The 13048-nt window shown below is 69.7% G+C and carries 13 protein-coding genes; 8 read left to right on the top strand and 5 right to left on the bottom strand.

Going from position 1 to position 13048, the window contains the following annotated elements; all coding sequences use genetic code 11:
• Nucleotides 1-55 precede the first annotated feature (55 nt).
• On the top strand, nt 56-1393 hold the full coding sequence (locus WME89_RS25410; protein ID WP_438011659.1) for a sensor histidine kinase: 1338 nt from the start codon (nt 56-58) through the stop codon (nt 1391-1393).
• Entirely contained in the window at nt 1390-2559 is a 1170-nt protein-coding gene (locus WME89_RS25415; protein ID WP_438011660.1) for an ATP-binding protein, read from the top strand. Before WME89_RS25410 ends, WME89_RS25415 begins: the two co-directional genes overlap by 4 nt.
• A gap of 11 nt (nt 2560-2570) precedes the next feature.
• On the opposite strand, the gene WME89_RS25420 is transcribed toward WME89_RS25415, so the two are convergent.
• The 4 genes from WME89_RS25420 to WME89_RS25435 form a co-directional block, all read right to left on the bottom strand.
• Nucleotides 2571-3137, bottom strand: coding sequence for a hypothetical protein (locus WME89_RS25420; protein ID WP_438011661.1), 567 nt, complete (start codon nt 3135-3137; stop codon nt 2571-2573).
• A 39-nt stretch (nt 3138-3176) separates the two neighbouring features.
• On the bottom strand, nt 3177-4034 hold the full coding sequence (locus WME89_RS25425) for a hypothetical protein (RefSeq protein ID WP_438011662.1): 858 nt from the start codon (nt 4032-4034) through the stop codon (nt 3177-3179).
• Nucleotides 4035-4204: 170 nt separating this feature from the next.
• The gene (locus WME89_RS25430; protein ID WP_438011663.1) at nt 4205-4741 is read right to left on the bottom strand and encodes a hypothetical protein; all 537 of its coding nucleotides are present in this window, start codon (nt 4739-4741) and stop codon (nt 4205-4207) included.
• 143 nt (nt 4742-4884) lie between these two features.
• Entirely contained in the window at nt 4885-5217 is a 333-nt protein-coding gene (locus WME89_RS25435) for a hypothetical protein (RefSeq protein ID WP_438011664.1), read from the bottom strand.
• 405 nt (nt 5218-5622) lie between these two features.
• Between WME89_RS25435 and WME89_RS25440 the strand changes: the two genes are divergently transcribed.
• From WME89_RS25440 to WME89_RS25450, 3 genes are all read left to right on the top strand, one after another.
• Nucleotides 5623-6633: a formylglycine-generating enzyme family protein gene (locus WME89_RS25440; protein WP_438011665.1), complete on the top strand. Its 1011-nt coding sequence runs from the start codon at nt 5623-5625 to the stop codon at nt 6631-6633.
• A 145-nt stretch (nt 6634-6778) separates the two neighbouring features.
• Nucleotides 6779-8299, top strand: coding sequence for a M1 family metallopeptidase (locus WME89_RS25445; protein WP_438011666.1), 1521 nt, complete (start codon nt 6779-6781; stop codon nt 8297-8299).
• Nucleotides 8300-8351: 52 nt separating this feature from the next.
• Nucleotides 8352-9500 carry an alkaline phosphatase family protein gene (locus WME89_RS25450; RefSeq protein WP_438011667.1) on the top strand — a complete coding sequence of 383 codons (1149 nt, stop codon included), beginning with the start codon at nt 8352-8354 and terminating at the stop codon, nt 9498-9500.
• A gap of 110 nt (nt 9501-9610) precedes the next feature.
• Here the strand turns inward: WME89_RS25450 and WME89_RS25455 are convergent, their stop codons facing one another.
• Nucleotides 9611-10291: a methyltransferase domain-containing protein gene (locus WME89_RS25455; RefSeq protein ID WP_438011967.1), complete on the bottom strand. Its 681-nt coding sequence runs from the start codon at nt 10289-10291 to the stop codon at nt 9611-9613.
• Nucleotides 10292-10621: 330 nt separating this feature from the next.
• Here WME89_RS25455 and WME89_RS25460 point away from each other — a divergent pair, with 330 nt between their 5' ends.
• The 3 genes from WME89_RS25460 (at nt 10622) to WME89_RS25470 (ending at nt 13014) form a co-directional block, all read left to right on the top strand.
• The gene (locus WME89_RS25460; protein ID WP_438011668.1) at nt 10622-11422 is read left to right on the top strand and encodes a nucleotidyltransferase domain-containing protein; all 801 of its coding nucleotides are present in this window, start codon (nt 10622-10624) and stop codon (nt 11420-11422) included.
• A 70-nt stretch (nt 11423-11492) separates the two neighbouring features.
• Nucleotides 11493-11759, top strand: a complete 267-nt coding sequence (locus WME89_RS25465; RefSeq protein WP_438011669.1) for a serpin family protein — start codon at nt 11493-11495, stop codon at nt 11757-11759.
• Between the two features lie 169 nt (nt 11760-11928).
• Nucleotides 11929-13014 (top strand): NAD(P)H-dependent flavin oxidoreductase, encoded by a 1086-nt coding sequence (locus WME89_RS25470; RefSeq protein WP_438011670.1) that lies wholly within the window; start codon nt 11929-11931, stop codon nt 13012-13014.
• The last annotated feature ends 34 nt before the right edge of the window (nt 13015-13048 follow it).

Below are 13048 nucleotides of genomic sequence, written 5' to 3' on the forward strand. Positions count from 1 at the left end.
CCGGCCTGCCAAGACACATGGCATCGAGCGCGAGCGAAGGTGGGCCTGAATTCCGATGGATCCGCGCGAGCCGCGAAGAACAGGAGAAGACGAGACAGCGTCGCTCACGGCCGCTCCGCCGGGGCAGGAGCTCGGCGGCCGGCTCGCGCAGCTCGCCGGCTCTTTCCTCATGGAGGCCGTCGCGCTCGCGATCGGCGTGTTCGCGCCGGACGGCGCGCCGCGGCTCGCGAACCGCGGCATGCGCCGGCTGCTCGGCGGGGCGAGCGAGCCGGGGGGCGTCCTGGTGCGCCTCGTCAGCCCGGGCTTCGCGCAGCTCGCCGCGGCGGGGCAGCGCGACGACGCGCCGATCTACCACGGGATCCTGCACTTCGGAGATCTCCGGTCGATCGCGCACAGCCTCAAGGGCGAGGTCTGGCGGCTCGGGGAGGAGCTGGTGATCCTCGCCGAGTTCGACGTCGTCGAGCTCGAGCGCGTGCTCGGCGAGGTGTCCGCGCTCAACTCGAAGATCACGAACCTCCAGCGGCGGCTCGTCTCCGAGCAGCGGGCGCTCGAGAGGTCGCTCGAGCAGCTGCGGGACACGCAATCGATGCTCGTCCACTCGGAGAAGATGAACGCTCTCGGCAAGCTGGCCGCCGGCATGGCCCACGAGATCAACAACCCGCTCGCGTTCGTGCGCAGCAACGTGCACACGCTGGGAGAGTCGTTCGCGCGGCTGCTCGCCGCCTACGAGTCGCTCGAGGGAGCCGCCCTCCGCGGGGGCCTCGGCGACGTGACGGGCCTCGCCGGGGCGCTGCGCGAGGAGATCGATCTCGAGTTCCTGCGCGAGGACACGGGCGATCTCGTGAAAGGCACCCTCGGCGGCCTCGCGCGCGTGCAGAAGATCGTCGAGGACCTGCGGACCTTCGCGCGGCTCGACCAGACGGAGGTAGAGCTCTCCGACCTGAGGGAGAGCCTGGAGAGCACGCTGGCGATCGCCGGCCCCGCGCTGAAGAACGACGGCATCCAGGTGACGGTGGAGTGGGGCGAGCTGCCGAAGCTGCGCTGCAAGCCGGCGGAGCTCAGCCAGGTGTTCCTGAACCTCCTCATCAACGCGGCCCAGGCGGTCGCGTGCCGCGGCCGGGGGAGCGGCCGCATCGTGATCCGCGCGCGGGATGCGGCGCGCGCCGTCACCCTGGATTTCGAGGACAACGGCGCCGGGATGACCGCCGACGTCCTCGGCAGGATCTTCGATCCGTTCTTCACGACCAAGCCCGTCGGGCAGGGCACCGGGCTCGGCCTGACCATCTCGCACAAGATCATCGTCGATCAGCACGGCGGGACGCTCTCCGCCCGGTCGACCCCCGGGATGGGCAGCACGTTGACGATCACGCTGCCGAAGGAGCTCGACCGATGACGGGCGCGTCGGGCGCGCGGGGCGCGCTGCTCATCGTCGACGACGAGCGCGAGACGTTGAAGGCGCTCCGCCGCGAGCTCCGGCGCGACTACGACGTCGTTGTCGCGGAGAGCGCCGAGCAGGGGTACGCGCTCCTGCGCGAGCGCCCCATCCAGGTCGTCCTCAGCGACCAGCGGATGCCCGGCATGACCGGAACGGAGTTCCATGCGCGGTTGAAGGCCGATTTCCCGGATACCGTCCGGCTGCTCATGACCGCGTACGCGGACACGAACGCGGCGATCCAGGCCATCAACGAAGGAGGGGTGTACCGGTTCATCCCCAAGCCGTGGGATCCGCCCGGGCTCGCGGGCGTCCTGAAGGACGCGTTCGCTCAGCACGAGCGCCTCAGCCAGCGAAGGCGGCTCCTCTTGGATCTCGAGGCGAGGGTCGACGCGCTCGATCGGGCGAACCAGCAGCTCGACGAGCTGAACCAGAGGAGCCATGAGCTCGTGGGGGTCGCCGCGCACGACCTGCGCAATCCGATCGCGGCGATCCAGTGGTTCTCGACGATGCTGCTCGCCGGGGCTGGCGCGGGGCGCGAGGACGTGCAGCACCATCTCCTGAAGATCCAGGCCAACGCCGAGTTCACGCTGCAGCTGCTCGAGGACCTGCTCGACATCACGACGCTGGAGCACGGGAGCGTCGCGCTCCGGACGCAGGACGCCGATCTGCGACGGCTCATCGCCGCCGCCGTCTCCCAGAACGAGCACAGCGCGGGCCGCAAGGGGATCGCGGTGGCCGTCGACGTGCCGCCCGAGCTCCCGCGCATCCGCTGCGACGTCGAGCGGATCGAGCAGGTCCTGAGCAACCTGCTCAGCAATGCGTTCAAGTTCTCCCACCCGGGCACGACGGTGACCCTGCGCGCGCGGCGCCTCGGCGACGCTGTCGAGGTGACGATCGAGGATCAGGGGCTGGGCATTCGCCCGGAGGAGATCAGCGGCCTGTTCTGCAAGTTCCGGAGGACGAGCACCCGGTCGACCGCCGGCGAGAAGAGCACGGGCCTTGGCCTGTCGATCTGCAAGAACCTCGTCGAGCGCCACGGCGGCACGATCCGCGTGGAGAGCGAGCTCGGCCGGGGGACGAAGGTGTCCTTCACGCTCCCGCTGCCGGCGGGGGCCCCCGCCTGAGCGCGAGGGGCCTACGGCGCTGCGCCCGCGTGAGCTCGCTCCCGCGCCGCTCTCCGGAACAGCCAGGCCGAAGTGAGCCACAGGGCGACGAAGAACCCCGTCAGGACGAAGGTGTAGCCCAGTCCGGCGATCACGGCGATCACGGCGACCAGGGCCTGAGCGAGCGCCGTCGCGACCATCGCGCGCCCCATTCCATGTGGCTGGAAGCGCGCGATGATGGCCCCGACGATCCCGACGGCGAGCACTCCGCCATACATCAGGTTGGCGGGGTTCTCCTCATTCCCGATGATGCCAACGGCGAGGTTCATCCAGACGAGGACGAACGCCGCCGCGAGCGCGACGCCGACGGCGGCTCGGTACGCTCTGTTGCCCGTCGACCTCGCTGCCAGCTCGTAGGTGCCGCAAGCGCCGACCAGCATGGCGCCGAAGATGACGAAATCCGCCAGGTCCCAGGCCACCTCTTCGGTGAACTGCATCGCGACCAAGGGCAGCAGCAGGACGAGCGCTGCAGCGCCCCAGACCGCCATCCTCCAGGGGCTCCCGCGCCGTCCGCCGCCGCTGTCCGTCGTTCCTGCCATCGCCTCGCCTCCTTGCATCCGTGAGGCCTTCAACCTAGCTCACACGACGGGTGAGCGGCGTGAGCAGCTCGTGGAATTTGGCGGAGCAGCTGGTGGAACCTGGCGGAGCAGCGCGTGGAGTTTTGGTGAAGAGAGCATGGATCCAGGAGGTTCTGCCCGCACGGCGAAGGCAGAGATGGTGAGCACAGCCATGATGGCTCCGAAGACGCCGAGCCCCATGAAGGTCGCTATGCCGACGTGGAGCGCCACGGTGGCCGCCACCCAGAGCCGCCGGGTGCGGCGCGGCCAGATCATCAAGGGGTAGCCGACTTCGATCAGCAGCACCATCCAGCCTGCGCCCACCGCGAGCCATGGATAGTAGGCAAGCCAGGTGAAGTCGTACTGGCGATAATCGGGGATGTTGAGCGTTCGCCAGATGGCATCGCCGTTCCACCACTGCTCGCCGAGCGCCTTTCCCAGCCCGCCCGTGAGGTAGACGATGCAGAGGTGTATCTGCACCACGCGCAGGGCGAGCCGCGCCATGCTCGTGGGCCCGCCGGGCGTGCGGCCGAGCCGTCGGTCGAGCGACAGCGCCGCTCCCGCGGGCATCCACATGAGGTAGAACAGGAAGATGTTGGCGAACTGATCTACACCGTAATTCGTGCTGTCCGCCGTCATCATCAGCATCAGGTGGGCGAACCAGGCGCCTGCCGCGGCCATCCTCGTGTGCCATCCCGCGAGCAGCGCGACGAGGGCGAGCACATAGAAGGCGCCCACAGCGACGATGATGGGCACCTCTCCGATTCCGAGCGGGGCGAGACGGTCTATCAACCAGCTGAGCCGGACAGATCCCGGCCCTCCGAGCGCGTCGACGAGCGGCGCCTGCAGGATGCCCGATCGCCCATAGAGCTCGAACATGGCAGGAGCGACCATCACCGCCTGGGTGAGGAGAACGGAGGCGAGCCCGATCCGGAGCACGGCGAGCGGCGCTGCCGACGCAGGGGCGAAGGCGAAGCGCTCGACGGCCGCCCACGCTCGCGCTGGCCCACGCTCGACCGCGACCCGGGGGGCAGCCACCGACCGCGCGTTCACAACCCCCTCCCGTCGCTCTGCTGCGCGCGCATGAGCTTCGCGTGATGTACGAACTTCGCTCGATAATTCAGCTCCCATCCTGTGGTCTTCCCCTCGCGGTACTCCGCCATCGAGGGGAGCTCGAACGTGTCGAGCTGGACGACGACGCTGTCGGCGTCTGGATGCCTGGCGAGCACCTTGCCGGCCCAGGAAGCCACGAGCGAGCGCCTCACCGTCTCATCCTCCTCCAGCCAGAACATCCCGATGATGTTCCTGACCCGGATATCTGCTTCACGGCTCACCCCTGTCTCCAGCACATCGGAGGCGATCTTCCCGTCTGCACCGTTCACCTGAAAGCTCGCTGAGAGCGTCGTCCCGACCCCCGGAGCGAAGAACGAGTACCCGCTGTCGGCTCCGGAGAGCAGGCCGTAATACTTCACCGCCCGGCGAGCCCAGCCCTCGTCTCCGACGTGGACCTGCAGCGCGCCCAGGCAGACCACCACGAGGTGCGCCGCCGCTGCGGCGAGCAGGATGATGGCGCGTCTTCGGCTCATGGCTGTTCCGTTCATGCAGTTCACCCCCAGGGTGCCCGCAACGCCGGCACCTTGCCCGACCGGACGCCCCTTCTCGCCGACACGGCGCCGCTGGGGCCGAGCGTCCAGTCGACCCGCCAGCGGCACCATGAACCGTCAGGGCATCAGCGCTGATCGGCCGTCAGGCTCACGACCGGAGTCGGGAGCCCTGCCCGCGGAGAAACGTCGGCCCTGGAACCCCAGTAGCCGTGATGCCCGTGGTGGCCGTGATGCCCGTGGTGGCCGTGGTGGCCGTGGTGGCCGTGGTGGCCGTGATGCCCGTGGTGGCCGTGATGATGGCTGGACCAGCTGGCGCTCGCGTCCGCCGAGCTGGATGCGCTCGTCTCCTCGACGAGCGCAAGATCCTGGATCGGCGTGGTGCTGGCCGCACGAGCGAACGGAGCGATAGTAACCGCCGCGGTGGTCACCAGAGCGCCGATCAACCTCAACTGATTCATTTTCTGTCCCTACCCTTCTACCCGAGCGCGCTGACTGGTGCATGCCGGGTGATGGATGGGGCCCTTGCACGCTGCGCGCCGGGGTGCGCCTCGAGCTCGAGTCGGCGGCAAATCCCATCTGCGCGAGCCTAAAAAGGGACAGGACACAGCGAGACGGCTGGGCTCGAGCGATGGCTCCGGCATCGAGCTGTCGACAGGCGATTGCGCGAGTGAGCGAGGACTTGCTCGAACGCGCAACGGGGACTGATGCTGCTGAGCCCACCGGACTGTCATGTCTCGAAGCGGCCGCCATGACTCGACGCGCCGTCGTGGGCTGACGACAGGGCGACCTTGTTCATCCCCCCTTGTCGCGTCTGCTCGTTTCTGTTGATTCCTCTCTCTCGCCTCGGTAATAGAGGCAGCAGCATGGTGAAGCGATCTGCGCGATGGCTGTGGGCGGCGCTGTGCCTGCCGGGCGTCGGGTGCACGACGGTCGTCGGGCTGGACAAGCCCTATCATCCGATAGACGAGCAGGGCGGCGCCGGTGGCGGTGGCGGTGGTGGTGGCGTGGAAACTGGCAGTCGCTGCGCTGGCCTGCCTGCGACGTGCGGGCCGGCGGGAGACGAGAGTTGCTGCGCGAGCGAGCTCGTGACCGCTGGTACGTTCAACCGGAGCAACGACCCGGCTTTCCCGGCCACGGTGAGCGACTTCCGGCTGGACCGGTTCGAGGTCACGCTGGGGCGGTTCCGCGCGTTCGTGGACGCGTATCCCGGGAGCCGGCCAGCAGTGGACGCCGGCGCCCACCCGCGGGTCGCGGGCAGCGGGTGGTACGCGGCGTGGGACGAACAGCTGCCGACGGACAGGGCGGAGCTCCTGAGCGGGCTGTTCTGCGATTCGGAGGGCATGACGTGGGTGTGGACGGATGAGCCCGGCGCGAACGAGCGCCTGGCGATGAACTGCGTGAGCTGGTACCTGGCGTTTGCGTTCTGCGCGTGGGACGGCGGCCGGCTGCCGACGGACGCGGAGCTGGGTTACGCGGCGGCCGGCGGCGCCGAGCAGCGTCCGTATCCGTGGTCCGCCTCGCCGGACGATGTAGCCATCGATCCGGACCACGCCGTGTATGCCTGCATTGGCAGCGATGTGGCGGGGTGCGTGATCGAGGACGTCTTTCCGGTCGGCTCGAGGTCACCGCAAGGAGACGGGCTGTTCAAGCAAGCGGATCTGGCGGGGAGCGTGTGGGAGTGGGCGCTGGACTGGCAGGGGGACTATCCGCCCGACTGCGTGGACTGCGCCGTCACGACAGGCGGGACGGAGCGGGTGATGCGCGGCGGCGGCTGGCGCAGCGCCGCGGAGGCGCTGCTCCTCTCCACCCGCGACCAGCGGGCCCCGACGGCCCGCGCGGTCGGCATCGGGGTCCGGTGCGCGCGGGAGCCGTGAGCGACCGCAGGCCGCGGGTCGAGCGGCCGGGGTCCCTGGAAGAGCAGGGCGCGGCTCCGCGACGAAGCGAGCGCCTCACCGCAGTTTTCTTCGAGCGCGGTCCTCCATCGCCTACCCTGCGCCTCCCTCTTGCAGGAGCGCCCCTATGCGACGCAGCACCCTCTGGTTATCGATCTTGACCTCGGCGACCCTCGCGACGGTGGCCTGCGGCGATGACGACGGCGCGGAGAGCGGCGGCGGCGTCGACGCGACCAGCAGCTCGAGCTCCGCGGGCGGCTCAGGCGGCGACGGGGGCTCAGGCGTGACCAGCAGCTCGAGCTCCGCGACCGGCGGCTCGGGCGGCGACGGCACCGGCGGCTCCGGCGGCGACGGCACCGGCGGCTCCGGCGGCGACGGCACCGGCGGCTCCGGCGGCGGGCACACGACGCCGCCGGCCGGCGAGGACTGGACGCGCGATATCCTCTCGACCGCGCTCGAGCTCGACCTCGCCAGCCTCACCGGCAGGGCGACGATCGTGCTCGCCGCGTCGGAAAGCACGGCCGCTTCGTTCGAGATTGGCGACCTCGACATCGTGTCGGTCGCGGACGGGTCGGGCGCGCTCGATCACGAGGTGAGCTCAGGCAGGCTCGACGTCGGTGTGCCGTCGACCGGGAGCGACGCCACGATCATCATCGATTATGCCTTCAAGGCACACGAAGAGTTCGATGGGTGGATGCCCGGATCGGGGGTCTCGTTTCTCTGGCCTTATTTCTGCGGCAACCTCTTCCCGTGCAAGTCCGATCCCGCGGACGGCGTGCGGTTCACGATGCGCGTGACCGGGGTGCCGGAGGGCATGACCGCGGTCTACCCCGAGAGCATCCCCACCGCGGCGCCTTCCTACATGCCCGCGATCGCGGTCGCCGAGCTCACGCGGCTGGAGCTCGGCACCACCTCCGGCGGCACGCGGGTGAGCGTATGGCACCTTCCCGGCCAGGAGGCCGACGCGGCGGAGGGCACCGAGCACCTCGTCGAGGTGTTCGATTTCCTGGAGACCACGTACGGCCCCTACCCCTTCGGCGACAGCGTCGGGACGGTCTCGGCCAACTGGGGCGGCGGAGACTATGGCGGCATGGAGCACCACCCGTTCTGGCACCTCTCGAGCGGCTCTCTCTACAGCGAGGAGGTCAACGCGCACGAGGCCGCGCACGGCTGGTTCGGCGACGGCGTGCGCATCGCCTGCTGGGAGGACTTCATCCTCTCCGAGGGTACCGCCACGTACCTGGCGGCCCGCGCGCTCGACGAGCTCGGGGTGGACGCGTGGGCCTCGTACGAGTGCTCGCTCAAATCCGTCTGCGATCCGGAGGCCGCCCGCAACACCATCGCGCTGCCGGCCACCTGCGGCGAGATCGACATCCTGAGCGACCCGCTCTGGTCGCCCGTGCCCTACATGAAGGGGGCCTTCTTCTTCCGCGAGGTGGCGGAGACGATCGGCGTCGACGTGCTCGACCGGACGCTCGGCGCCTTCTACACCGCCAACGTGGGGAAGGCCGCGCGCATGCAGGACCTCCTCGACGCCATCAAAGCAGCCACCGACACCGCCGGGGCCGATGCGGTCGATGCGCTGATCACGGAGTGGCTCCGCACCCTGGAGTGCCCGGTCGACCTCGCGCTCCTCTGCCCTCCCTGATACAGCGTTTCCCAGGGACGAACCTGGACGTGGTCACGCAGGACCCATTCTCATGGCCTTGCCCGATTATCACGGCGGCAGCATCGTCAACCTCATGGCGTCGATCGCGCGCGCGTTCGGCGCGGAGAGCGGGCCGTATCCGCCCCTGCGCAGCCTGCCCCCCGCGCGCCTGACGAGCCGCAACGTCGTCCTCCTCGTCATCGACGGTCTCGGTCATTCATCGCTGGTGGAGCGCTGCGGAGGGGGCGTGCTCGCGCGGCACACCCTGGGTCGAATCACGTCCGTGTTCCCCACGACGACGGCCAGCGCGATCACCACCTTTCTGACCGGGACAGCGCCTCAGCAGCACGGCGTCACGGGCTGGTTCACGTATTTCCGCGAGCTCGGCGAGGTGCTCACGGTGCTGCCTTATCACACGCGCCAGGGCGGCGCGCCCCCGAAGGCCCCCGCAGATGCGCTGTTCGACGTCCCCCCCGTGTTCGATCGCCTGGACGCGCTCTCCCACATCGTCACGCCGACGCACATCGCGCACTCCGCGTTCAACACGGCGCACCGGGGCAAGGCGCAGACGCATGGGTATGACGAGCTCGGCCACATGCTCGACACGATCGCTCGCATCGTGCGTCAGCCCGGGCCTCGCAACTACATCTACGCGTACTGGCCGGAGTACGACAAGCTGGCGCATGAGCATGGCGTGGCCAGCCGCGAAGCCGTGGCCCACATCGCGGAGCTCGACGCGGCGTTCGCCGATCTCCTCGCTCGCATCGGCGGAACGGGCACCACGGTCATCGTGACGGCCGACCACGGCTTCATCGACATGCAAGCGGATCGGGCGATCCAGCTCGAGGCGCATCCGGAGCTCGCCCGGACGCTGTCCTTGCCCCTCTGCGGCGAACGGCGCGCGGCGTACTGCTATGTCGACGCGAGCCGTCGCTCGCAGTTCGTCGAGTACGTCACCGCGCACCTCGGCGAAGTCGCCGACCTGAGGACCAGCGCAGACCTCGTGCAGGAAGGCTACTTTGGCCTGGGGCCACCCCACGCGAGGCTGCACGAGCGCATCGGCGACTACACCCTGCTCATGAAGGAAGCCGCGCTCATGATAGACTGGCTTCCAGGCGAGCAGCGCTACGCGCACATCGGCGTTCATGGCGGGCTTTGCGATCAGGAAATGTTTGTGCCGCTCGTCGTCGTCGAGGCTTGATCCGGAGCCACGGATCGCGCCCGGCGCGAACGACGCCTCCGCGGTGGGCCGCGCACCGGCGCCACGCCTCTCCGGGCGTCCGCGCCACGGCGGTCGCGAGCGGGCCTGTCTCAGGAACGCGGCGCAGTCCCGGCCAGCATTCCGAGGCGCCGGCGGACATGGTAGACGAACGTCCGGCGAATAAACTGGAGGAGCGAGGGGATGGAAGGATAAAGATACACGTCGGGATGGACGAGCGACAGCACGTTATCCTTGTTCTTTTCGTATTCCGCCAGCAAGGCCGGCGTCGCGCGCAGGTGCTCGTCTTTCACATACAGCAGCAGGTTCTGACGGTACCAGCGTTCGACCTTCTGGTTGCTCCAGAACCGCGGGCGCAAGCAGTCGACGAGCCGGTAGCCCCGGGCCTCGAACAGTGCCCTCCAGTACTCCGGCCATTGCTCGTTGACGTGGTGCTCACCGCCCTGCAGCGGGATCGCCGCGGAGAACACGATGGTGTCGCTGAGGCGCGTCAGGCTGTCGATGAACGTGCCCGCGGCCGAGGCGTCGATGTGCTCGGCGACCTCCAGGGAGACGGCCAGATCGAAGCGCCGGTCCAGGGTCAGCTGTCGACCGAGGTCGCGGGCGGTGAACCGGTCCTGAGGTATCAGCAGGGCTTTGCGGTCGACATGATCCCCGTCGATGCCCTGGATATCGGAGACGCCGTTTTCCTTGAACACCGTCAGCCAGGCGCCGATCCCGCAGCCCAGGTCCACGACGCTCCGGGGCTCCAGCAGCGAGATCAAGACCGGCACCACCTGGCGCGCGGAGCTCAGGGAGCCGCTCTGTAATTTGGAGTAGAACGCAGCGTCGTACGGTAGAGGGCCAGACATGGATCTCTCAGGCAGAGTACAAGATCACGTGAATTCTCCGTGAATTTTGTGCAAATTACGGGCTGCGCCCCCGCTGCGACGCGTCGGTCGGCGGCTTCCGCCCAGCCACGGGCCGGTCGCCGGCGGCCTCGCAGCCGTCGCACTTCAGCGCGGGCTCGCCCTGGCCGCGCCGGCGCCTCGGCCATCCTCCTCGGGCGCGCCGTACCTCGCCGGCGTCCATTTCGTTCAGGTTCGATGTATCCTCGGCGACGCATGAGGAAAGCCGAGATACTCCCGCACCATGCCGCGACCCTGCGCCGCACGGTCGAGCACTTCGAGCAAGCCCCCGAGGTGACTGGCCTCGTCCTGGGCGGGTCCATCGCCCACGGGTTCTGCTCGCCTGAGTCGGATGTCGACGTGATGATCGTGGTCTCGGACGAGGAGCATCGCGATCGGCTCCGCACCGGCCGCACGTGCTTCTTCAGCCGCGAGCTCTGTACCTACGAGGGCGGGTACGTCGACGGCAAGTACGTGTCGGCAGGCTTCCTGCGCGAGGTGGCGGCCAGGGGCAGCGAGCCCGCGCGCTACGCGTTCAAGGACGCTCAGGTGCTCTTCTCGAGCGACCCCTCGCTCTCCGCCCTGCTCGAGGGCGCCGCGCGCTACCCGGTCGAGGACAAGGCGTCTCGCATCGTCCGGTTCCAGGCGCAGTTCGAGGCCTGGCGCTGGTACACGGAGGAGGCGCTGAAGCGACGCGACATGCCCCTGCTCCGGACCGCCGTCTCCAAGCTCACCCTGTTCGGCGGCCGCATCGTGCTCGCCCACAACGAGCTTCTCTACCCCTACCACAAGTGGTTCCTGCGCGTGCTCGAGGCCGCGCCCGACAAGCCCGCGGGCGTCATGCCGCTGATCCAGGCGCTGGCCGCGGAGCCCACGAGCAAAGGCATCGAACAGCTCGTGCGCATGATTCGCGAGTACAAGACCTGGGACATCACCGAGGCCACCTGGTCCGCCCAGTTCATGCGAGACAGCGAGCTGAACTGGCTGAACGCGCTGCCCCCGATCGACGACCTCTGAGGGGCGAGCCGAGACGGACAGTAACGATGTCGGTGCCGGAGCCGCCGCCCGCCAGCCGTGATGCGCCCGTGTGCCAGGCGACGCCGACTTCTCGGGCATCATCCCGCGCGGCGGAGCCCATATCCAGAACGTCATCCACCAGGCGGTCATCGACGTGGACGAGGCCGGGACCGAGGCGACGGCGGCGACGGCGGTCATCATCGCCGGCACGGGCGGGGGCGCGTACTTCCCGCCCGCGGCGATCGTCCTGGACCGCCCGTTCTTCTTCTTCATCAGCGACCTTCAGACGAAGGCGCTCCTCTTCGCGGGGCGCGTCAACGATCCGACGGCGCGCTGAGCCTACGCGAGACACACGCGCTGCTGGGATCGCCCACGCGCCGCCGAGGAGAGCCGGAGCCGTGAGGCCTGGCGACCAGGCCCAGATTCTCCCGCTGGCGCCCCTTCCCTGCCTGGCGTCCCCTGGCGGTTCTACCCTTCTCTCCGGAACACCGCTATAGAGCTCCCTCATGTGGACCGACACGCGCCTCACACGACAGCTCGGACTGCGTCTCCCCATCGTCCAGGGCCCCTTCGGCGGCGGCCTCTCCACCACCGCGCTCGCGGCCGCCGTCTCGAACGCCGGTGGGCTCGGCTCCTTCGGGGCCCACTTCCTGACGCCGGCGCAGATCGGCGAGCTCGTCGCCGAGCTGCGGCGGCTCACGCCGGACCCCTTCGCGGTGAACCTGTGGGTCCCTCAGGCCGGCGAGCCGTCCACCATCGAGCCGGCGGAGCTCGAGCGGCACGTGGCGCGCCTGCGGCCCGTCCTGCGGCAGCTCGGCCTGCCCGACCCCGAGGTGCCCAGCGCGTTCACCCCGCGCTTCGAGGAGCAGGTCGAGGCCGCGCTGGAGGCGCGGCCGCAGGTCCTCAGCTTCGTCATGGGGGTCCCGCCCGGCTGGGTCATCGAGGGCGCGAAGGCGCGGGGGATCGCGCTCGTCGGCACCGCCACGACGGTCGATGAGGCGATCGCGCTCGACCAGGCTGGCGTCGACGTCATCGTGGCCTCGGGCAGCGACGCGGGGGGGCACCGGGGCGCGTTCCTGCGGCCGGTGCGCGAGTCGCTGGTGGGCACCCTGTCGCTCGTGCCGCAGGTCGTGGACGCGGTGCGGGCCCCGGTGGTCGCCGCCGGCGGGGTCGCGGACGGCCGCGGGGTGGCGGCGGCGCTCGCGCTCGGCGCCGAAGGGGTGCAGATCGGGACCGCCTTCCTCGCCTGCGAGGAGTCGGGGGCGAGCGCCGGCCACCGCCGCGCGCTGGCGTCGCCGGGCGCCCGGACCACCGTGCTCACGCGGGTGTTCTCCGGCCGCACCGCGCGGGGGATCATCAACGCGTTCGTCGAGGCCATGACGCCGCACGAGGCCGACGTGCCGGCGTATCCGGTCCAGAACTGGCTCACGCAGCCCATCCGCCGGGCAGCGGCCGCCGCGGACCGCGAGGACTACCTGTCCCTCTGGGCAGGCCAGAGCGCCGCCCTCGCCAGGCCGCGGCCCGCGGCCGACCTCGTGGCGGCGCTCGTCGAGCAGACCGAGCAGGTGATCCTCGGGCTCATGAAGCGCTGAGTCGCGCGGCGCGCCAGGCGGCCTGCGGGCTCAT

Origin of the sequence: Sorangium sp. So ce321, from assembly GCF_051530195.1 — a bacterium.
Classification (GTDB): domain Bacteria; phylum Myxococcota_A; class Polyangia; order Polyangiales; family Polyangiaceae; genus Sorangium.